This is a genomic window from Acinetobacter sp. SH20PTE14 (genome assembly GCF_021391555.1).
Lineage (GTDB): Bacteria > Pseudomonadota > Gammaproteobacteria > Pseudomonadales > Moraxellaceae > Acinetobacter > Acinetobacter amyesii.
The window spans coordinates 157,361-178,589 of the sequence record NZ_CP090067.1; the positions used below are offsets into that span (position 1 = coordinate 157,361).

Annotated in this window: 23 protein-coding genes and 1 pseudogene; 16 read left to right on the forward strand and 8 right to left on the reverse strand. The window is 41.9% G+C overall.

Features of this window, described 5'->3' with window-relative positions:
- Positions 1–21 precede the first annotated feature (21 nt).
- The 11 genes from LXF01_RS00720 to LXF01_RS00770 all read left to right on the forward strand — a co-directional run bounded on the left by LXF01_RS00720 (position 22) and on the right by LXF01_RS00770 (position 8,387).
- Positions 22–420: an ATP synthase subunit I gene (locus tag LXF01_RS00720; protein WP_078194025.1), complete on the forward strand. Its 399-nt coding sequence runs from the start codon at positions 22–24 to the stop codon at positions 418–420.
- Positions 421–522: 102 nt separating this feature from the next.
- Entirely contained in the window at positions 523–1,398 is an 876-nt protein-coding gene (atpB, locus tag LXF01_RS00725; RefSeq protein WP_078194024.1) for a F0F1 ATP synthase subunit A, read from the forward strand.
- An 84-nt stretch (positions 1,399–1,482) separates the two neighbouring features.
- Complete coding sequence (gene atpE / locus LXF01_RS00730; RefSeq protein ID WP_000424060.1) at positions 1,483–1,728, forward strand: F0F1 ATP synthase subunit C; 246 nt, start codon at positions 1,483–1,485, stop codon at positions 1,726–1,728.
- Positions 1,729–1,766: 38 nt separating this feature from the next.
- Positions 1,767–2,237, forward strand: a complete 471-nt coding sequence (locus LXF01_RS00735; RefSeq protein ID WP_078191477.1) for a F0F1 ATP synthase subunit B — start codon at positions 1,767–1,769, stop codon at positions 2,235–2,237.
- A 12-nt stretch (positions 2,238–2,249) separates the two neighbouring features.
- Positions 2,250–2,786: a F0F1 ATP synthase subunit delta gene (locus LXF01_RS00740; RefSeq protein ID WP_078191476.1), complete on the forward strand. Its 537-nt coding sequence runs from the start codon at positions 2,250–2,252 to the stop codon at positions 2,784–2,786.
- Positions 2,787–2,828: 42 nt separating this feature from the next.
- Positions 2,829–4,373 (forward strand): F0F1 ATP synthase subunit alpha, encoded by a 1,545-nt coding sequence (atpA, locus tag LXF01_RS00745; protein WP_180063292.1) that lies wholly within the window; start codon positions 2,829–2,831, stop codon positions 4,371–4,373.
- A gap of 88 nt (positions 4,374–4,461) precedes the next feature.
- Positions 4,462–5,331 carry a F0F1 ATP synthase subunit gamma gene (gene atpG / locus LXF01_RS00750; protein ID WP_078191474.1) on the forward strand — a complete coding sequence of 290 codons (870 nt, stop codon included), beginning with the start codon at positions 4,462–4,464 and terminating at the stop codon, positions 5,329–5,331.
- Between the two features lie 29 nt (positions 5,332–5,360).
- Positions 5,361–6,755 (forward strand): F0F1 ATP synthase subunit beta, encoded by a 1,395-nt coding sequence (atpD, locus tag LXF01_RS00755; RefSeq protein WP_078191473.1) that lies wholly within the window; start codon positions 5,361–5,363, stop codon positions 6,753–6,755.
- Positions 6,756–6,781: 26 nt separating this feature from the next.
- Positions 6,782–7,201, forward strand: coding sequence for a F0F1 ATP synthase subunit epsilon (locus LXF01_RS00760; RefSeq protein WP_078194022.1), 420 nt, complete (start codon positions 6,782–6,784; stop codon positions 7,199–7,201).
- Positions 7,202–7,318: 117 nt separating this feature from the next.
- Positions 7,319–7,864, forward strand: coding sequence for a hypothetical protein (locus tag LXF01_RS00765; RefSeq protein ID WP_233944869.1), 546 nt, complete (start codon positions 7,319–7,321; stop codon positions 7,862–7,864).
- Between the two features lie 217 nt (positions 7,865–8,081).
- Positions 8,082–8,387 carry a hypothetical protein gene (locus tag LXF01_RS00770; RefSeq protein ID WP_168378803.1) on the forward strand — a complete coding sequence of 102 codons (306 nt, stop codon included), beginning with the start codon at positions 8,082–8,084 and terminating at the stop codon, positions 8,385–8,387.
- 6 nt (positions 8,388–8,393) lie between these two features.
- On the opposite strand, the gene LXF01_RS00775 is transcribed toward LXF01_RS00770, so the two are convergent.
- Positions 8,394–8,837: an AAA family ATPase gene (locus LXF01_RS00775; protein ID WP_233944871.1), complete on the reverse strand. Its 444-nt coding sequence runs from the start codon at positions 8,835–8,837 to the stop codon at positions 8,394–8,396.
- A gap of 105 nt (positions 8,838–8,942) precedes the next feature.
- Between LXF01_RS00775 and LXF01_RS00780 the strand changes: the two genes are divergently transcribed.
- Positions 8,943–9,410, forward strand: coding sequence for a hypothetical protein (locus tag LXF01_RS00780; RefSeq protein ID WP_233944872.1), 468 nt, complete (start codon positions 8,943–8,945; stop codon positions 9,408–9,410).
- Between the two features lie 7 nt (positions 9,411–9,417).
- On the opposite strand, the gene LXF01_RS00785 is transcribed toward LXF01_RS00780, so the two are convergent.
- The 4 genes from LXF01_RS00785 to LXF01_RS00800 all read right to left on the reverse strand — a co-directional run bounded on the left by LXF01_RS00785 (position 9,418) and on the right by LXF01_RS00800 (position 13,377).
- Positions 9,418–10,431 carry a pirin family protein gene (locus LXF01_RS00785; protein ID WP_233944874.1) on the reverse strand — a complete coding sequence of 338 codons (1,014 nt, stop codon included), beginning with the start codon at positions 10,429–10,431 and terminating at the stop codon, positions 9,418–9,420.
- Positions 10,432–10,588: 157 nt separating this feature from the next.
- Entirely contained in the window at positions 10,589–11,212 is a 624-nt protein-coding gene (locus LXF01_RS00790) for a hypothetical protein (protein ID WP_233944876.1), read from the reverse strand.
- Positions 11,213–11,928: 716 nt separating this feature from the next.
- Positions 11,929–12,474: a glutathione peroxidase gene (locus tag LXF01_RS00795; RefSeq protein WP_233944877.1), complete on the reverse strand. Its 546-nt coding sequence runs from the start codon at positions 12,472–12,474 to the stop codon at positions 11,929–11,931.
- Positions 12,475–12,618: 144 nt separating this feature from the next.
- On the reverse strand, positions 12,619–13,377 hold the full coding sequence (locus LXF01_RS00800; protein WP_180079239.1) for an AraC family transcriptional regulator: 759 nt from the start codon (positions 13,375–13,377) through the stop codon (positions 12,619–12,621).
- 122 nt (positions 13,378–13,499) lie between these two features.
- On the opposite strand from LXF01_RS00800, the gene LXF01_RS00805 reads away from it, so the two are divergent.
- Positions 13,500–14,381, forward strand: a complete 882-nt coding sequence (locus LXF01_RS00805) for a DMT family transporter (RefSeq protein ID WP_233944879.1) — start codon at positions 13,500–13,502, stop codon at positions 14,379–14,381.
- A gap of 436 nt (positions 14,382–14,817) precedes the next feature.
- On the opposite strand, the gene LXF01_RS00810 is transcribed toward LXF01_RS00805, so the two are convergent.
- The 3 genes from LXF01_RS00810 to LXF01_RS00820 all read right to left on the reverse strand — a co-directional run bounded on the left by LXF01_RS00810 (position 14,818) and on the right by LXF01_RS00820 (position 17,866).
- A complete protein-coding gene (locus LXF01_RS00810; RefSeq protein WP_111885874.1) occupies positions 14,818–15,387 on the reverse strand; it encodes an L-threonylcarbamoyladenylate synthase in 570 nt (189 codons plus the stop codon).
- Between the two features lie 31 nt (positions 15,388–15,418).
- Positions 15,419–16,600, reverse strand: coding sequence for a DNA-processing protein DprA (gene dprA / locus LXF01_RS00815; protein ID WP_233944880.1), 1,182 nt, complete (start codon positions 16,598–16,600; stop codon positions 15,419–15,421).
- A 111-nt stretch (positions 16,601–16,711) separates the two neighbouring features.
- Entirely contained in the window at positions 16,712–17,866 is a 1,155-nt protein-coding gene (locus LXF01_RS00820; RefSeq protein ID WP_078191460.1) for a LysM peptidoglycan-binding domain-containing protein, read from the reverse strand.
- A 119-nt stretch (positions 17,867–17,985) separates the two neighbouring features.
- Here LXF01_RS00820 and def point away from each other — a divergent pair, with 119 nt between their 5' ends.
- The 3 genes and pseudogenes from def to LXF01_RS00835 form a co-directional block, all read left to right on the forward strand.
- Entirely contained in the window at positions 17,986–18,516 is a 531-nt protein-coding gene (gene def, locus LXF01_RS00825) for a peptide deformylase (RefSeq protein WP_078191459.1), read from the forward strand.
- A gap of 90 nt (positions 18,517–18,606) precedes the next feature.
- Complete coding sequence (locus tag LXF01_RS00830) at positions 18,607–19,026, forward strand: DUF2946 family protein (RefSeq protein WP_180063357.1); 420 nt, start codon at positions 18,607–18,609, stop codon at positions 19,024–19,026.
- Between the two features lie 183 nt (positions 19,027–19,209).
- Positions 19,210–21,213: pseudogene (locus tag LXF01_RS00835) on the forward strand (TonB-dependent copper receptor); the annotation flags it as partial.
- Positions 21,214–21,229: the final 16 nt, after the last annotated feature.

Here is a 21,229-nt window from a genome sequence, read left to right on the forward strand (position 1 = left end):
AATTGCTGTGAGTGAACAAAAATGAGTCGAACTAGTCGCATGATTGATCGACGATTAGCGAAAGCTTTAGTCATCTTACAAGCAGTAATGATTCCTGTTTCAGCCCTGATTGGTTGGGTCCTTAAAGACACAATCACAGCATATAGTGCAGCTTTGGGTGCGTTGGTATGCTGGCTAGCAAGTAGCTACTTTTCATGGCAGTCGTTTCGTGCGGCTGGTGCCCGTGCCTCTAAACAGGTGCTGTCAAACATGTATCGTGGCTTAATGGGCAAGTTTGCAATCGTGATTGTTGGATTCATTTTGATTTTGATCAATGTCAAACCGTTGTCAGCGGTGGCATTGTTTTGTGGTTTTATGCTCGTACAAAGTATGTCGTGGGTCGCTCCTTTTTGGGCAACACGCTTAAAAAAACGAGTATAAGCACAACAAAAAATTGAAAAGTTTTTTGGAGAGTAACGAGATATCAGGCAGCACGCGATATTCGTTTTCTCTATTAGTTTTGACATTGACCAGGTGTGATTTATGGCTGCTGAAGAACATGCCCTTACTTCGACCGAGTACATTCAGCATCACTTGACTAACATGACCTATGGCAAAATGCCAGATGGTACTTGGAAGTTAGCTGAGACTGCTAAAGAAGCTCAAGAGATGGGGTTCACTGCTATTCACTTGGATTCAATGGGTTGGTCTATCGGCCTTGGTATTGTTTTCTGTTTGTTGTTCTGGGTTGTGGCGAAAGCTGCAAACTCTGGTGTTCCGACCAAGTTCCAGTCTGCAATCGAAATGATTATCGAGTTCGTTGACTCAAGTGTCCGTGACACTTTCCATGGCAAATCGCGCTTAATCGCGCCGTTAGCGTTGACCATCTTCGTGTGGATTTTCCTCATGAACTTGATGGACTTGATCCCTGTTGACTGGATTCCTTATACAGCTCAATTGATCGGTGCTAACGTGTTTGGTATGGATCCTCACCACGTTTACTTCAAAATCGTTCCATCTACTGATCCTAACATTACCCTTGGTATGGCATTGTCAGTATTTGCGTTAACTATTTTCTATAGTATCCGTGAGAAAGGTCTTGTCGGATTCGGTGCAGAATTTGCACTTAACCCATTTAACCCAAGTAACCCAGTTTTAAAAGCATTACTTATTCCAGTAAACATTATTCTTGAATTAGTAACTTTTATTGCACGTCCAATCTCATTGGCTCTACGACTGTTCGGTAACATGTATGCGGGTGAGTTGATCTTCATCTTGATCGCATTATTGCCGTTCTGGATCCAGTGGGCGTTGTCTGTGCCTTGGGCGATCTTCCATATTCTTGTTATTACGTTACAAGCATTCATTTTCATGATGTTGACTATCGTATATATGAGTATGGCTAGCGAAAAGCATTAATGGTATTGCTCAACTGTCAAAGGGTGGTTGGGCACACAATTTTTTAACTTAATTTGGTATAAACCTAACCTCTGAGGAATTATCATGGAACTCACTTTAGGTCTAGTTGCAATTGCATCTGCTATCTTGATCGCTTTTGGTGCTTTAGGTACTGCGATTGGCTTTGGTCTTCTAGGCGGCCGTTTCTTAGAAGCTGTTGCTCGTCAACCAGAATTGGCTCCACAACTTCAAACTCGTATGTTCTTAATCGCGGGTCTTCTTGATGCTGTGCCTATGATCGGTGTTGGTATTGGCTTGTTCTTCATCTTCGCTAATCCATTTGTAGGTTAATCAGCTTAATTCCTAAATTAAACTATTGAGGAATAGCAATGAATATCAACCTCACATTGATTGGCCAAGCGATTGCTTTTGCGATTTTTGTCGCATTCTGCATGAAATTTGTTTGGCCACCACTAATCAATGCGATTAGTGAGCGTCAGCGTAAAATCGCTGATGGCTTAAACGCTGCTGAAAAAGCGAAAGCTGACCTTGCGGATGCGCAAGCACAAGTGAAAGCTGAATTAGATGCGGCTAAAGCACAAGCGGCTCAATTGATCGAACAAGCGAACCGTCGTGGTGCGCAATTGGTAGAAGAAGCGCGTACTCAAGCTGCGGCTGAAGGTGAGCGTATTCGTCAACAAGCTAAAGAAGCTGTTGATACTGAAATCAATGCTGCTCGCGAAGAATTACGTCAACAAGTTGCTGCTCTTGCAGTTACTGGCGCAGAAAAAATTCTGAACCAGCAAGTTGACGCAGAAGCTCACAATGCCATGCTGACTCAGCTGGCTGCTAAACTTTAAGAGAGGCGGATTATGGCTGAACTCTTGACGTTGGCACGCCCATACGCTAAAGCAGCATTTGCTTACGCTTCTGAGCAAAATGCAACTGACGCTTGGTCAAATGCATTAAACTTGCTCAGTGCTGCGGTGCAAGACGAAGCATTTTCAGCTTATCTAAATCGCCCTGAGCTTACTCCTGCTGAGCAGGTAAGTGTTTTCGCAAAAGTTTTAGGTGAAGACCAGACTGCAGCAGTGTCAAACTTTTTGACATTGCTTGCTGATAATGACCGTCTGGCACTTCTTCCTGAAATTTCAGAAGAATACGAACAGCTCAAATCACAGAATAACAATACTGTGGATGTAGTGATTGAATCTGCATTCCCATTGACTTCTGTACAAGAACAATTACTTGCGCATGCATTAGAGAAAAAATTCGAAGCTGCCGTAAATGTTTCAGTAGAAGTTAACCCAGCGTTAATCGCGGGTGTAGTTATTCGTGCAGGCGACCAAGTGATAGATGATTCTGCGCTTAACAAGCTTGAAAAAATGCGGACTCGTCTTCTTGCTTAACAGCTTGAAGACTGAACTTTAAAAAGATTGAGGTATAGCGCAATGCAACAACTGAATCCATCCGAGATCAGTGCGCTCATTAAACAGCGTATCGGCGATCTGGACACCAGCGCGACCGCTAAGAACGAAGGGACCATTGTTATGGTTTCCGACGGTATTGTGCGCATTCACGGCCTTGCTGATGCAATGTACGGTGAAATGATCGAATTCGACGGCGGCTTATTTGGTATGGCACTGAACCTAGAACAGGATTCAGTGGGTGCCGTTGTCTTAGGTAACTACTTAAGCCTTCAAGAAGGTCAAAAAGCTCGTTGCACAGGTCGTGTATTAGAAGTTCCGGTTGGTCCAGAACTTTTAGGCCGTGTAGTAGATGCTTTGGGTAACCCAATTGATGGTAAAGGCCCTATTGACGCAAAACTTACTGATGCTGTTGAAAAAGTAGCACCAGGCGTAATTTGGCGTCAATCAGTGGATCAACCTGTACAAACTGGTTATAAATCAGTAGATACAATGATCCCTGTTGGTCGTGGTCAACGTGAGTTGATCATCGGTGACCGTCAAACTGGTAAAACAGCTATGGCGATCGATGCGATCATCGCTCAGAAAAACTCTGGCATTAAATGTGTATACGTAGCAATTGGTCAAAAACAATCGACTATCGCTAACGTTGTGCGCAAGCTAGAAGAAACTGGCGCTATGGCGTACACAACTGTTGTAGCAGCTGCTGCAGCTGATCCTGCAGCGATGCAGTATCTTGCTCCGTATGCTGGTTGTACAATGGGTGAGTACTTCCGTGACCGCGGTGAAGACGCGCTTATCATTTATGATGACTTGTCTAAACAAGCTGTTGCTTACCGTCAAATTTCATTGCTTCTACGTCGTCCACCAGGTCGTGAAGCATATCCTGGTGACGTATTCTATCTACACTCACGTTTACTTGAACGTGCTTCACGTGTATCTGCTGACTACGTTGAGAAATTCACTAACGGTGAAGTTAAAGGCCAAACTGGTTCATTAACTGCATTACCGATTATTGAAACTCAAGCCGGTGACGTATCTGCATTCGTACCTACAAACGTAATTTCGATTACTGACGGTCAGATCTTCTTAGAAACATCATTATTCAACGCAGGTATTCGTCCTGCTGTGAACGCGGGTATCTCTGTATCACGTGTTGGTGGTTCTGCTCAGACTAAGATCATCAAAAAATTGTCAGGTGGTATCCGTACCGCTCTTGCGCAATACCGTGAATTAGCTGCGTTTGCTCAGTTCGCTTCTGACCTTGACGAAGCAACTCGTAAACAGCTTGAACATGGTCAACGTGTAACTGAGCTTATGAAGCAAAAACAATATGCTCCATACTCAATTGCTGACCAAGCTGTTTCAATTTATGCATCTAACGAAGGCTATATGGCTGACGTAGAAGTGAAGAAAATCGTTGCATTTGATGCTGCGTTGATCTCTTACTTCCGTTCAGAACATGCTGCGTTAATGCAAAAAATTGACGAGACTGGTGCTTACGATAAAGAAATCGAAGCAGCAATCAAAGCAGGTATTGAAAGCTTTAAAGCGACTCAAACTTACTAAGATTCAACGATGTTGAATCTGGTTCTGGTTTGGTTCACGGATCAACCTTCGAAAGCTCGAAAGGGCTTTCGAATACTAGGTTAAGCGTATGGCAAATTTAAAAGAAATTCGCGCCAAAGTAGCTAGTATCAAAAGCACGCAGAAAATTACTCGCGCGATGCAGATGGTAGCAGCTTCTAAGATGCGTCGTGCGCAAGAGCGCATGGCTCAAGGCCGTCCGTATGCCGAAAATATGCACCGTGTAATTGCTCATTTGGTACAAGCGAACCCTGAATACAAACACCGTTATATGGTTGAACGTCCTGTAAAGCGCGTTGGCTATATCATTGTTTCTTCAGATCGCGGCCTTGCTGGTGGTTTGAACATTAACTTGTTCAAAAAAGTGGTCAAACACGTACAACAGCAACAAGAGCAGTCAATTGAAGTTCAATTTGCTTTAATTGGTCAAAAAGCGGTTTCGTTTTTTAAAAACTACGGCGGTAAAGTTCTTGGTGCAACTACAAACGTAGGTGATGCTCCGAGTCTTGAACAGTTAACTGGTTCTGTACAGGTGATGTTAGACGCGTTTGATAAAGGCGAGTTAGATCGTATTTATCTAGTGTCAAACGGCTTTGTCAACGCCATGACTCAAAACCAAAAAATCGAACAGCTTGTTCCTTTAGCAGCTGCTGAGGAAAGCGAAGGCCTAAATCGTCAATACGGTTGGGACTATATCTATGAACCAGAAGCTGAAGAGCTTCTAAATGGTTTATTGGTTCGTTACATTGAGTCTATGGTTTATCAAGGTGTGATTGAAAACATCGCATGTGAACAGTCTGCTCGTATGGTTGCAATGAAAGCTGCAACTGATAACGCGGGTGAATTGATCAAGAGCCTACAACTTATTTATAACAAGCTGCGTCAAGCCGCGATTACTCAGGAAATCTCTGAGATCGTTGGTGGTGCCGCTGCCGTTTAACATTATTAGTTTGAATTGAGGAGACAGCAATGAGTAGCGGTCGTATCATTCAGATCATCGGCGCGGTTATCGACGTCGAGTTTGAACGTAACAGCGTTCCTAAGATCTATGACGCTCTCCATGTTGATGGTACTGAAACTACATTAGAAGTTCAGCAGCAACTTGGTGATGGCGTAGTTCGTACTATTGCAATGGGTTCTACTGAAGGCCTTAAGCGTGGTCTTACTGTAACTAACACTGGCGCGCCTATCTCTGTACCTGTAGGTACTGCATGTTTAGGTCGTATCATGGACGTTCTTGGTCGCCCTATCGACGAAGCTGGTCCTGTTGGTACTGAAGCTCGTTTACCAATTCACCGTCAAGCGCCTTCTTATGCAGAACAAGCGGCTTCTACTGACCTTTTAGAAACTGGTATTAAAGTCATTGACTTACTTTGCCCGTTCGCTAAAGGTGGTAAAGTTGGTCTGTTCGGTGGTGCCGGTGTTGGTAAAACTGTAAACATGATGGAGTTGATCAACAACATCGCTAAAGCTCACTCAGGTTTATCTGTGTTTGCTGGTGTTGGTGAACGTACTCGTGAAGGTAATGACTTCTATCACGAAATGAAAGACTCAAACGTTCTAGACAAAGTAGCAATGGTCTACGGTCAGATGAATGAGCCACCAGGTAACCGTTTACGTGTAGCGTTGACTGGTTTGACTATGGCTGAGTACTTCCGTGACGAAAAAGATGAAAACGGTAAAGGCCGTGACGTTCTATTGTTCGTCGACAACATCTATCGTTATACACTAGCGGGTACTGAAGTATCAGCACTTCTAGGTCGTATGCCATCTGCAGTAGGTTACCAACCGACTCTTGCAGAAGAGATGGGTGTTCTTCAAGAACGTATTACGTCTACTAAGTCTGGTTCTATTACGTCAATCCAAGCGGTATACGTACCTGCCGATGACTTAACAGATCCATCGCCTGCGACTACCTTCGCTCACTTGGATGCGACTGTTGTATTGAGCCGTGACATCGCATCTTCTGGTATTTACCCAGCGATCGATCCACTTGACTCTACTTCACGTCAGTTAGATCCACTTGTAGTGGGTACTGAGCATTACGAAATCGCTCGTTCAGTTCAAAACGTTCTTCAACGTTACAAAGAATTGAAAGACATTATCGCAATTCTTGGTATGGACGAATTGGCAGAAGAAGACAAACTTACTGTATACCGTGCACGTAAGATCCAACGTTTCTTCTCTCAACCGTTCCACGTAGCTGAAGTGTTTACTGGTGCTCCTGGTAAACTTGTACCGCTTAAAGAAACAATTCGTGGCTTTAAAGGTCTTCTAGCTGGTGAATACGACCACATTCCAGAACAAGCGTTCTACATGGTTGGTGGTATTGACGAAGTTATTGCTAAAGCTGAGAAACTTTAATTAGTTCCCTAATTTAGGAGATTCTCATGGCGACTATGCAATGTGACGTTGTAAGTGTTAAAGAGTCTTTGTACTCTGGCGCTGTAACTATGCTAATTGCTAAAGGTGCTGGTGGTGAGTTGGGTATTATGCCTGGCCATGCGCCACTAGTAACTTTGCTCAAGCCGGGCGCAATCCGCGTTCTGCTCGAAAATGGTACAGAAGAATTAATCTATGTATCAGGTGGTGTACTTGAAGTTCAACCGCACGTTGTTACTGTACTTGCAGATACTGCAGTACGTGCTGACAACCTTGATGAAGCAGCAATTATTGAAGCTCGTAAACAAGCTGAACAATTGTTAGCAAATCAAAAGAGCGACTTGGACTCAGCTGCTGCTTTGGCTGCTCTTGCAGAAACTGCTGCTCAGTTGGAAACCATCCGCAAAATCAAAAACCGCGCTCAATAAGACGCTGTTTGAGATTGAAAGAGCCACCCGAAAGGGTGGTTTTTTTATGTTCAAATATACAACTTAAATCGAGATGGATATAATATTTAGCAAATAAATCTTGATATAAAAAATAAAATGAAACTCAACATTAAAACAACCAATGAAGATTTTTATGTATTTCAGGTGCTAAATGAAAATCTGATGAATCCTGTTGTATATGACAAATTCGAAGTTAAGTTTCTCAGATTAGTGTTTAAATTTTTTATACTATTAATTGTCGGTCTCTTTATTTTTATTTTCTTCAAAAATGATTCTTCACTTTTGAATTACTTGATTGTGTTAGTCGCTCTTTTATTAGGATTATTGCCCAAAGTAAACTCTCTTTTTCAAAATATGTTTAAGATACGATATATCGATCATATGGCTGAAAATTCGAAAATTTTCATTGGGGATAAAGAAATTGAGATTACAGAGAAAAATCTTATCGAAAGTACTGAGTATTACACTCAAATTTTTTCATGGAGTTTAGTATCAAATATTGAGAAAACGCAAACTCATTTAATTGTTTTCTTCGGTATATGTATAGGGATTATTTTGCCCTTAGACCAAATTAATAATGACGTAGAAAAGATAATACAACAATATTGCCCAAATATTGAGTTCAAAGAACATAACTGGTAAGTAAATTTCATTTGATTGTCTTTGATGAATTTGAAGTGATTTATTTGTAATGAATAATTGAGAAATTTCTATTCTCCATAATATTCACATCAAATCTCTTATCAAAATTTTCCCCTAATTTTTTCAGCTCAGGCTTTATATCTATCACCTAAAGTTGAATATATTTTATTCAATACAATCTTTATGGTGATTAAATTCAATTAGCTAGCATTGCACCATGAACCTTATCGCCTATGAGCCGCATTTTTGGGAACTTTATCAAGACTTTGATCAATATTACTTGAGCATAGCGGTTGATCTGAGTTCTGTCGTGTCATGTTGGGATGTTGAACTCACCCATGAAGAAGTCCAGCAATATGAACACCGTGGACGCGTAAGTATTCAAGAGTTGGCTAAATCGATGGTTGCTGCTGCTTATAAAGGTGATTTTGCTTCATTAGAAAGTCGTTTAGTGAAACCATATGAACGTCAGGCCATGCAATCGGCTTTTAAAAAATGGCAAGATAGCCAAAAAGCAGGTTAATGCTCGTTATTCATGCATGGGTAAAATTGAAAACTCGCCGTGACTGATAATTTTTATTTTAAAAATTTGATCAAAGCCTTCATCTTGTGACGGGACTTGAAGCTTGCGATAAGTCGCACACACGCCAACTTCTGGGATATGGGCTTTGCCTTCACGAAAACTGTTACGCTTTAAGGTACTGTCCAAATCGGTTTCAAAATAATAAGCAATCACTTCAAACCCTGCATCAACTGCGCGTTGGATATAGCGAGCACGAGCTTCCCGATCTGGGTTGGTATTATCAATCACCATTTTGGTTTTGGATGCCAAACCTGCTTCAAAGATCATATTTTCCCGATGTCGGGTTTTCAACATATCCAAATTAATACGTAAATGGCTATGATATAAATTCAACATGTAAAAGGTTGATTTGCCAGAGGCTTGAACGCCTGTAAAAATAATCAGCTGCATGGTATTTGCAATGAAAGTACGGAATGAATAGTAGAGTATTAAATCAGCTACCCAGTTTTGCTACAATCTCTACAAAATAAATAAGAACAAGTTGCAAAGGTCCGTATGCACAAATTTTTCACCAGTTTATCACTGTGTCTTTGTTATAGTTTGCTCGTTGCATGTCAAAGCCAATACGTCACGACACCCAATCTTCCCACTGAAGCTGCACTTGTCGCTGAATCGGTTGATAATGGCATCAGTACGGAGCTTAAAATCCCATATATGACCGCCTTTCGAAATCTGCGACAAGCCTATAATCACTGTGTTGCGTTTACCGCGAACAATCGCTACGTCTATACCGATAATCGTTTAGAAGAGCATTTGGAGCAGGGGACATTGATGGCACGAACTGAGCATGGGGCGTATTTGCATAAAATGTTGGTCGAAAGTTTAGATCCACAGACGACACGTATTACCTTATTTTTACCGAAGCAATATAGCTTTGCCCAAGCACGTTTTAAACAAGATGTTCAGCGCGCACTTGGACAAGATAAAAACTGTAATACCTTTGAATTTGCTCAATCCAACTAATTGAACTTTAAGACGCTTGTGAGCTTTCCTGCTCTGGGTGTTCTACACGTTTACCGCCTTCATAACTGGCAAATCGAGCCTGATCACGTTTGAAGACCGGTGCGGGTGTTGGCCAAGGCCAATCTCCAAAATGGGTTTCACGATAGCGTTTAAAAGCCGCATCGAGTTCTTCCGTGGTATTGAGCACAAATGGACCGCGCATCGCCACGGGTTCATTAATCGGTTCACCTTCTAACCACAGAATCCGTGCTTCTAATCCACCTGCTTTGAGATGGACGTCGGCATCTGATTGGAGTTCAACCAAATGCTTCATCTGAATGGTTTGACCTTCTATTTCTAATGTATTGCCTTGATAGAAATAAGCAAAACGGTTGGAGCTACTTGTTGTTGCGGGAATCACCAACTCTGCACCTGCTTGCATGGTGATTAAATAAATGTTGACCTTATTTTCTGCGGCAGCCGCCCATGAGTGTGGCGGTCGGGAAATAGCATCAGTGGATTTAAACTGCCCTGAAATCACGCGAATATCCGATTTTTTTCCTTCACTATCCGTTTCAAAGACGTGAGGAATCTCTTCACGCCAAAACATTTTATAGTCGGCATCATGGGTTTTCTGTTCAGCTGATGAATTAAACCAAATTTGGAAAAGTTCAAAAGGATTGGCTTTATCTTCATGCAGTAGGGGGAACATTTCACAGTGTTCAACGCCATTGCCTGTAGACAGCCATTGCACATCACCTGCAGCATAGCGTCCGCCATTGCCTAATGAGTCAAAGTGATCGACATAGCCTTGTTCAACCAAGGTAATGGTTTCAAAGCCAGTGTGTGGATGCTCTGGGAAACCTGGAACCACATCGCCATAGTACATATTGAATTCATCTTTCTCTGCGGCTGTTTTTGGCCCCATGTCTGCATTTGCAGCAGGAAAATGATCGATATGATGAGCAGTAAATAAGAAAGGATCTTTTAAATCTAAACGAAAGGTAATGGGTGTAATGTTATAAATCACAGCGTTTGACATAACTGTTCCATCATTGGCTTTATTATTAAGCATTAATCTAAAAGGAAAAACAGTCGTGTTCTATAGCGGAACTGTAAGAAAAAAGCGTTAGCTCAAGGTCTAACGCTTTTTTGATTTACAACAGGTGGAATGCAATGGAAATACTAAATTTCGCTATTTATTCAGTTTCAGTGGGTGCAGTAGATGAGCTTTTGCCTGCTTGATCTTGGATCAACATACCTGCCAATTTCAGCATTTCCGCTTGGATACTGCCCATTTGATTTTGGATTTTCTGAAAATCAACTTTGCTTAAATCGACTTGTCCATTGAGAAAAGGTGAGGCCAATACTTGCTGATTTGCTGCCTGTAGATTGCTGCGAATATCATTAATTTCAGTGCTTTTTAGATTTAGATCATTCAAAGCTTGATTGAAACCTTTGAGCTGCTGTTGCAGCTGGGTTGCCGCTTTTTGCAATTGGAGATGATCTTGGTTGCTGACTGCGGCTTCTAAATCGACCTGCGTTTGTTTGAGTTGTTCAACATAATTGCCGGCTTTAAGTTGCATATCCGCAACATCGCGAACGATATAAAACATATTGCCGCTTTTTAATTGGCTTTGATCTGTCGCCTGACTTTGTGTCGCAGATTGATCTTCGTTTGTTGATGTTGTTGCAGGGCGATCATTTTCTGCTGCGATTTCTTGTTCCTGTTGCGGTGCTGTGGCAGGTTCACAGCCAATCAGTACCAAGACACCACTAAAAATGGCAAAAGGGAGAAGGGCATTCTGCACAAGCTTTTTCATTCAATCATCACTATGTGTTAAGTCTCTGCTTTGAATATAGGGGGAAAATGTGGATTAAAAATAGATTGTTGCAAAGCAATAACAAAATAATCGCTCGAACAAAAAAGAGGGCATTTGCCCTCTTTTGATGTTTTGATGGGTTTAACCCGCAATGATTTTGATCATGGCGTGGCTGACGGCATTCATTAAAATGTAGTCGCCATTCACTTTAATCCATTGTTGGTTTTGCCTGATTTAGACAATTTTTTGTATTTAATGTGGTCTACTTTGTAGCGATGACCACGGTATTCAGAAGGTACTTTTTGTCCAGAACGCCAGGTATGTGATGGATTTACCGCTTTTTTCTTGTTCTGGCTTTGGTTTTTACCCGTGTGTATTGTTTAGTGTGCTGTTGGGTTTTCGTCTTTTGAGTTTTTTGCCGTGCATCTATTGTTAGCGCAGAAACACGTGCTGTCAAAAAATACATAAAACGATAGCTTTCATTAATGTATTCATAAGTTCACCTGTTTACTGCTGGATATGAATTGATAAGACTCATGATAATGAGTATTTACAGGGAAGCTTTGAATAATGTGTATGTGAAATATTAAAACAATGGATAAAATGTGTAAATTATCAATATGTGATAATTATTAAATATTATTGTGATAATTTAAAATAATTAATCTCAGTTAAAATCACAATAATCTTAACTGAGAGATTGAGATATTGTCGAATTATTTGGCTAATTCAGCGTTAATGGCATCGACAATACGAGCATCATCTGCCTTGATGTCAGGTGCAAATCGTGCCACAACTTCACCTTGTTTATTCACGAGGAATTTTTCAAAATTCCATAAAACTTCAGGCTTAGGATTTGGAGTTAAACCGTATTCAACTAAATCATCCCACCAAGGGCCTTCACCAATGCGTTTAGGGATGGCTTGGGTTAAGGTTTGATAAAGTGGATGTTTATCCGCGCCTGCCACAGAAATTTTTGCAAAAAGTGGGAAATCAACCTTGTAGTTGATCGAGCAAAATTCTTGAATTTCAGCTTCAGAACCAGGTTCTTGTTCTAAAAAGTTATTGGCAGGAAAGCCTAAGACTTCAAAGCCTTGCGACTTCTTCTCTGTATAAAGTTTTTCTAGGCCTTCATATTGCGGTGTTAGCCCACATTTAGAGGCTACATTGACCAATAATAAAACCTTGCCTTGGTATTGATTGAGTGTGGTGTCATCACCTTGGATGGTTTTTACCGGGATATCGTAAACTGAAGCTGACATATTCGTTCCTAATTGAAGTTGTGCCTTTCATCCTTGTTTTAAAGGGAAATCTGGTGAACAGCAAGCTTTTATCGATAGGCTTTTCGCATAATTTTTGTAGTAGTTTGCAGAATTCGAGCTGAGGCTTGCTTGAGTGCTTGGCATTTAACTAGTGGCACGGTGTTGGTTTGGGGTTTTTCCTGTATAGCGTTTAAAAAACTCAATAAAGCTTGAGCTGTGTTGATAGCCCAATTCATAGCTGAGAGCTTTAATAGACTGACCAGCACGGAGTTGTTGAATGGCATAAATAATTTTTGCACGGTTTCGCCATTCAGAAAGGCTCATTTGCAGTTCGTTCTGACTCAGCCGCAGTAACTGACGCCCACTCAAACCGACATTGGATAAGCATCGCTGTAGGCTCAAACTAAAATGATCTACATCTGCGAGCTGCGCCAAGATCGGCTTTAACACCGCATCATGGCTTTGCGGCAAATAATGTTGATGTTTGGGCGCTGTTTTTAACTGGTCGAATAAGACCTGTAGCAGGTGTCGATAGGGTGGTGTGGTATGTTGCTCTGTAGGAAAGGCCAAAATTTCTTGCACCAACAAACGAAAGAAAGGCTGGATGCTAAACACTTCAGTCTGCTTGGGAAAATCTATGCAGAGATCTGGTGCCAGTCGGATTGCCACATAATGAATGGGTTGTTCATCAATCGCGACCGAGCAATGTTCTGTCTGTGGGGGAATCCACACCCCATAACTAGCAGGTGAGAGATGATGTTGCCCTTGTATTTCATATTCGAAAATACCATCGAGACAAAAATTAAAATCACCCCAAAGACAACTGTGCGGATAGACAGCATCTAATGTGGTGTAGTGTGCTTCAAAAAGCTCGATTTGTTGTTCAATCGGTGCTGATGTCATATAAGCCTAAGTGTCGATGTCTGAACTACAATATAAATGTCTGAAATTATGTATTTCAATTAAAACAGACATCACTCAAAATACCTAAACCAATCTTTGCACAATATATTGAGGAGTCAGACATGTTGCTTCAAGCGCGTTGGGCGAAATTAGCAATTTGTTTGCCTCTGATCGCGGTATTTATATGGTCGTTGAATATTACCGTCACCCGCTATGTGACTGATTATATTTCACCAGTCAGTATTAGTTTTTATCGATGGTTTATTGCATTTTTGATTTTAACCCCCTTTATGCTGAAAACCGTTTGGCAGCAAAGACAGATTATCGGGCAGCATTGGCAGCAATTGGCTGTGCTGAGTGCTTTTGGCATGGTGTTATATCAAGGTTTGGGCTATACCGCTGCGCATTATACGACGGCGACCAATATGGGCATCATCAATGCCTTTATCCCTGTTTTTACGATTGCCGTTGCATTTTTCATACTTAAAGATGTACCGAATCGCTATGCCATCTTGGGCTGTGCGATTTCATTTACGGGGCTATTGTTTGTCATTGCGCAAGGAGATTTCAGTCAATTACTGAATATGGGCGGACATTTCGGCGATATCCTCATGATCTTCGCAGTGTTTTTCTATGCCTTTTATGGGGTGTTTTTAAAAAAATGGCAACTGAAACTTCCGCTATTGTTGAGCTTATATGTACAAATTTTCTTTGCCGTTTTATATCACTTGCCATTCGTGTTGTATTTAGGCATAGACGCGATTAATCCTACGAATGCGCCAAGTGTATTTTATGCGGCAATTTTTCCATCACTGATTGCACCATTGGTATGGATGTTGGCTGTACAACATCTCGGCCCGAATCGCACCAGTATTTTTATGAATTTGATGCCGGTATTTACCGCGATTATTGCCTATTTCTGGTTGGCTGAGCAGTGGATGATTTATCATACCGTCGGCACAGTGATGGCGATTACTGGGGTGATCTTGGCGCAGCGTAAGTAAATCTAGTAAAAAGTTGAAAATTTATGAGAATTATTGATTAAAAAGTAGGCAAACAAACTTATTTTTTATAGGGCAAATCTTTTGAAAATGGATTTTTGAGTGTAAAACTGAATTAAAAAACAAATTCTAGTCTTAAAAATCAATCAAAAATAGATACATATTTTGACTAAGTAGTTATAAAATCAGAAATAAAGTGCTTATCAGTAGTTTTATTTATATAAAAAATATATTTGTTAAATTTAAAAAAATATTACATAATACTTTCATCGTAAATGAGGAAGTAATTCTTAATAATTACTTGATATTTACCCAGAGATTGCAAGACCCTCTGGATGTGATTTTATACACATCCTTTTTTATGCTCAGCCATCCCTATATGGCTGAGCTTTTTTTTGTTTGTATTTTCTAAAAGGCAGGTATAGACAGGCATCCGAGCTTATGCGCGGATGATTTCACCTGTTTCAGCATCAATAATTTTGCTTGGTTCTTGGCTTAGGCCGAGATCACCATTTAAGTAATTTAGTTCATTAGCAAAATACTGATTGGCTTCTTGTAAGGAACGTGCAGGGGTTAATCCCGCAGGATTGGCACTGGTAGACACAATAAAGCCATTAAAAGCTTGGCATAAAGCTACACATAAAGAATGGGTAGTCACACGGACTGCGACTTTTGGATGATTGCCTTTAATCCATGTTGGAATATGGTCACCAGCCGGTAATAACCATGTAGTTGCACGTTCATTGGGTTTACGGTTGGTCCATGTTGCAATGACTTGCTGACGCATATCTTCTGTTAAACCTTGAAGCAGGTGTTCAACTTGAGCGACATTCGCAGCCAATAAAATCACACCTTTTTCAATGGGACGTTGTTTTAAGCGCAAAATTTCGAGAAAGGCTTGCTCATTGTAGGGATCACAGCCCAATCCCCAAACAGCCTCTGTAGGATATGCGAGAACCTGACCTTTTTTAAGACAGGAAGCTGCTTCTGCAACAGAGGTGGTAATCATTTCTATAGACCTTATCTGATTCGACAAAGGACTATTGTGAACCTAATTTACCCATTCGACAACGTAGGTAGTGTCCGGCTTGTTGAGTGGCATAGCCCATTAACTCTAATTCCATCAGTTGACTGGTCAATGTCGCGGTATCAATTTTGAGTTGAATGGACAATTGATCAAGGCCTTGGCCGACCCAATCGAGTTGCCGATACAGCGCAATTAAATGTTCTGGGATAGGTTCGGGTGGCGGGGTGTCCGGTGTTGCTGTTTCGGGTGTCGCTATTTCGGTGGTTGTTAAGGTCTCGGCAGCCTGTGATTGCCACTGTGTGGCTAGTGCCAAGTCTTCAATAACCTGTTGTGGATGATCAATCAAAATTGCACCTTCGCGTATGAGTTGATGGCAACCTTGATGCGACTCACTATAAATATGGCCTGGAATGGCAAAAATAGATTTGCCTTGTTCGGCAGCGCGTTGAGCCGTGATCAGTGAACCACTTTTTAATGCCGCTTCCGCCACGATGACACCAAGGCTGAGCCCACTGACGATACGATTTCGATGTGGAAAATGGTGTTGCAATGGGGGAGTGTGCGGTAGAAACTCACTGATTACGGTTCCTCCATGTTGGATGATCTCTTGTCTTAAACTCTGATGTGCGGTCGGATAAGTTTGATCTAAACCTGTGCCCATCACGGCAATGGTTCTGTGGTGTTGTATGGCAGCGCGATGTGCCGCTTCATCAATTCCTTGTGCTAAACCGCTATTGATATAAAACCCTTGCTCACTCAGATAATAAGCAAAATCATAGGCAATTTGTCGACCTTGGGGACTAGGTTTGCGGCTACCCACAATCGCAATTTGGGGTTGCATCAAGGCTTGGGCATTACCTTGCCCAAATAGAATCGGCGGCTTGTCGCTATAAGGTAAAAGCTGTTGTGGATAGTTTAGGTCTTCAGGAATCAGTACAAAGTCACTGTATTGTTCAATATCCTTAAGACATTTTTCAAAGCTAAGCTGTCCACTTGGGCTATGAAATTCCTCAAAGCGCTTTAAATGATTTTTATGCAGTCCTAATTTTTGCCATGTGGTGATTTGATTAGGCTTAAGGGCGTAGTGTAGGGCAGGATAGTGCTGCTGAATTTTATAGAAACTATGAAGTGAGTGTTGCACCACAAACCACAGGCGAATGTAATCTAAATGCAAGTCAGTTAATGAGTTGAGCATAATGAGACCTTTGAATATGTCTTCTTTTTATGGTTTAAAATTATCAGTGATATCGTTGTTGGATAATAAAAAATGAGGCTGAATACAGCCTCATTTTTTATGGATTTGGTCTTAGTCATCCATCAGTGGTGGCTGAATCGTTGCACCCACTTTGATTGGTAATTCGCTCTCAAGTACATAAGCATAGCTTAAGTTATCAAACGTTTTGAATACCATGATGTTGCCAATACGTTGTCCTGGAAGTTGAACACGTTCTTTGGTTTTCGGATCAGTCACGATTTCACCTTTTTGGTTCACGCTAAAGACTTGACCAGATTGAACGCCTTGCAAGCTACCACGGTCGATCGTCACCACACTGTGAACCGCTGCAGTACCAATCGAGCCCATGACACGAACAATACTACCGCCAGCAGTGACATTTTCAGCATTGGTTGGATAGAACAGCGTTGGCAGCATTGGGTCATATTCAGGAAGAACACGATCGCCACGACGAACTTCGGCATTATAAGTATCGGTCAGTTCTAAAGTGGTAATGTCATTTTCACCACGAACGGCAACACCTGAAGCGACTTGAGTCAGTTCTAAACCTGCGTTGTATTTTTTGCCGTTTGCATCGGTAAAGATGTACGGTTCGCCTTCACGGTAAACAGCATAACGTTGACCGACTTGCATACCTTGGCCGCGTGCATAAACTGTTTGGCCTTTGGCAGCTAATACACGTTGATCAGCTGTACCTAAAATGTAAGGTGTGCCTTCAACAGAATCAGCGGCAACAATCATGCTGCGCTCAAGCCATTGCTTAATATATTCTAATGGGATAACCGGAATCGCACTGTTGAGGGATTCAACACGAACTTGTGGTTGAAGTTTAGTGCCACCTGTATAGCGACGAATAATACCTTCACAGCCATCACCTTCATCCTTACCGATGATTGGGCGGCCATTGTAGGTACACATTAATAGGCGGTCACCTGGGAAAATCCAGTGCGGATTTTTCACGTGTTTATTGCTCGCCCAGATTTCAGGCCAGCGCACAGGATTTTTTAAGAAACGCTTGGAAATATCCCACAACGTATCGCCTTTTTTCACCACATAAACTTGAGGCGCACCTGCCTTCAATGACGGTGGATTGACGTTACGAGCAGGGGCAGCTTCTGCAACACTGACCATTCCCATCCCCACACTTACACAGACTGTAAGTGCCAATAATTGTTTTTTAAACCCCAAGGCACTAAAAGTTGGCATGCCCTTCAAAACCTTTTTCATTATCATAATTCCTAAAATTATGTATGTAACTGCGTTATAATAACGATATTACACACAATTTTTTGATGAAGCATTCCTTCATTTTGTTTTTTGATCAATGGCATAAGTGAGGACGTCGTATGGCCTTATTACCTATTTTAAGTTTCCCCGATCCCCGTCTTCGTACCATTGCAAAACCAGTCGAAGAAGTTACTGATGAAATTCGTCAGTTAGCAGCCGACATGTTTGAAACTATGTATGAAGCACCGGGAATTGGCCTGGCAGCAACACAGGTAGATCACCATATTCAGCTGATAGTCATGGATTTATCTGAAGAAAAAGATCAACCCATGGTGTTTATTAACCCCAAAATTACGCCATTGACGCAAGAGACGCAGCCCTATGAAGAAGGCTGTTTATCAGTGCCTCAAATATACGATAAAGTTGAGCGCCCGTCACGTGTAAAAATTCAGGCAATTAACCTTGAAGGTCAATCATTTGAAGTGGAAGCGGACGGACTTCTCGCAGTTTGTATCCAACATGAAATGGATCACTTAAATGGTAAGTTATTCGTCGACTATCTATCGCCTTTGAAACGTCAACGTGCACGTGACAAAGTGGAAAAATTGGTTCGCCAACGTCAAAAAGATAAAGTCGCAGTTAAACGTTAATTGATCGCGGTTAAAAAATACCTGAGACAAGCCCAATTTCGATTGGGCTTTGTTATACTTGGGTCAGACAAATGTTAGGGTTTGCCTGTATTGTTTCGTAGTGGAGTGCTGCTGTCCTTTGCAGCGGTTTTTTTGCAGATTGCTGTTTTTTTACAGCCATTGTTGCCCAAGCAATATCAAGTTGCTCCGGTCTGCGAAACCATTACGCGTGCACTTTTACTTCCCAATGTTCATGCTGAACATACCGCACATTCACACCATTCATCTTCCGCTCACGCTGAGAAAGTTCAAGTCGATCATACTGCCCATGAACATGATACCAGTCATCAATGTCAGTATTGTACGGTCTATGGCAATTTGGTTTTGCCCCCTGAACTTGATGTGAAAGAAGTGCTTGATCGAATTCAAGTTCGTTTAATTGCTTTTCAAAAAGCTTTCAAGCATGTCTGGTTTGTTCTTCAACAACTCTTTTTACTTCCGCAAGGTCGAGCCCCGCCACTCGCTGCATAAATCCGACGTTTTTTAAACTTGGGTCTTTGAGGACTCAGGTACGCCTTTATTTATGTATTTTGTGAGATAAACATGGCTCAGCCTAAATTTTTTCTACAGCCTCTTGCGGCTGCAATTTGTGTTGCCTGCTATTCAACTTCTGTGATGGCTGACGAGATGTCCGTAGAGATGACGGAAACCAATGCGGTACAGACTTTGGCACCGATTGTGGTGACATCACATCAGGGGAATGATGCCAATGGCCTGATTGTTCGTGCCAATCCCAAACAGCCGATTCAACCGATACCTGCCAGTGATGGGGCTGATTATTTAAAAAGTATTGTGGGGTTTAGTGCTATTAAAAATGGGGGAACCAATGCAGACCCAACCTTCCGTGGCATGTTTGGTTCACGCATTAAAATTTTGACCGATGGTACTGAAAATTTAGGGGCGTGTCCGAGTCGTATGGATGCACCGACGTCTTATATTTCCCCTGAAAGTTATGACCGAATTTCAGTGATTAAAGGGCCTCAAACGGTTCAATATGCCAATACCGGTTCTGCTGCAACAGTCTTGTTTGAACGCAAACCTGAACAGTTCGATGCTGATAAAAACTACCGTGGTCAAGCCAGTGTGATGATCGGTTCTTATGGTCGTTTAGATCATAATGTTGAAGCGGCGGTGGGGGATGAACATAAATATGTCCGCCTAAATGCCAGCCGTTCTGTTGCAGATAGCTACCAAGACGGAGATGGTAATACTGTGCCGTCAGACTGGGAGCGCTGGAATACAGATTTGGCACTCGGTTGGACGCCAAACCAAGATACATGGGTAGAACTTACTGGAGGTAAAGCCGATGGTGAGGCGGTATACGCAGGCCGTTCAATGGATGGTTCGCAATTTGCCCGTGAAAGCTTAGGCCTTCGTGTCGAGAAAAAGAATGTCACAGAGGTGATTAAAAAAATCGAAGCACAGGTCAACTATAGTTATAACGACCATATCATGGACAACTTTAGTTTGCGTGAGCCACCTTTAGCTGAAATGACCCATCATGGTATGACTATGCTGATGCCGAATCCAATGGCGATGCAGGTTACACGCCGTACATTAAATGCACGTATGGCGGTAACCCATGAATGGGATAAGCTGCAGTTCATTACTGGACTGGATACGCAGAATAATAAACATGCCGGCAGCATGACGTCGAAAATGATGCCTTCGATGAATAAGCCCTTAACGCAAGATATGGCATTTCAGTCCTATGGCGGTTTTGGAGAAGTCAGTTATCAATTGAGTGACAACAATAAGTTGGTTTCAGGACTTCGTCTCGATCAAGTGCAAGTGAAAGATGAGCGTGCCGCTTCGAAAGCGAGTGGCTATAACACGGAGCTGAATGAAACATTGCCAAGTGCGTTTATTCGTTTTGAAAATAAACACCCTGAACATGACAATGGTAAAACCTATATCGGTCTAGGCTATGTGGAACGCATGCCAGATTATTGGGAATTATTTAGCCCTAAACATGGCAATGCGGGCACAACAAACACCTTTAATGGCGTCGAAACTGAAAAAACCTTGCAGTTAGATGTGGGCTATCAACATGAACATGGCGCATTCAGTTCATGGGCATCTGCCTATGCGGGGCTGATTCAGGACTTTATTTTGATGAGTTATCATGACCATCCAAATACAGGTGAGCATGATCATGGTTCAACCTTTAGCGCGGGTGCGAAAAATGTCGATGCCACCATTGCGGGAGCTGAAGCGGGGATTGGCTATCAATTTAGCGATCATATTCAAGCCGATGTTAGCGCAATGTATGCGTGGGGTAAAAACACCACAGATGGCAAGCCATTACCACAAATCTCACCTTTAGAAGCGCGTATCAACTTACGTTATATCCAAGATAATTATACTTTGGGAGCATTTTGGCGTGTGGTTGATGGGCAAAATCGTATCAGTGCGTACCAAGGCAATATCGTGGGTTATGACCTGAAAGAAAGTGCAGGTTTTGGCACACTGTCATTAAATGGTACTTATCATATTGATGAGGGTGTAGATGTATCTGTGGGTGTGGATAATCTCCTGAATAAAACCTATACCGAGCATCTGAATAAATTGGGTGATACAGGGACAGGTTTAGCGACCGATCAACAGTTTAATAATATTGGTCGCAATTATTGGGCACGCATATCGATGAAATTCTAAGTCCTGACATTTGTCA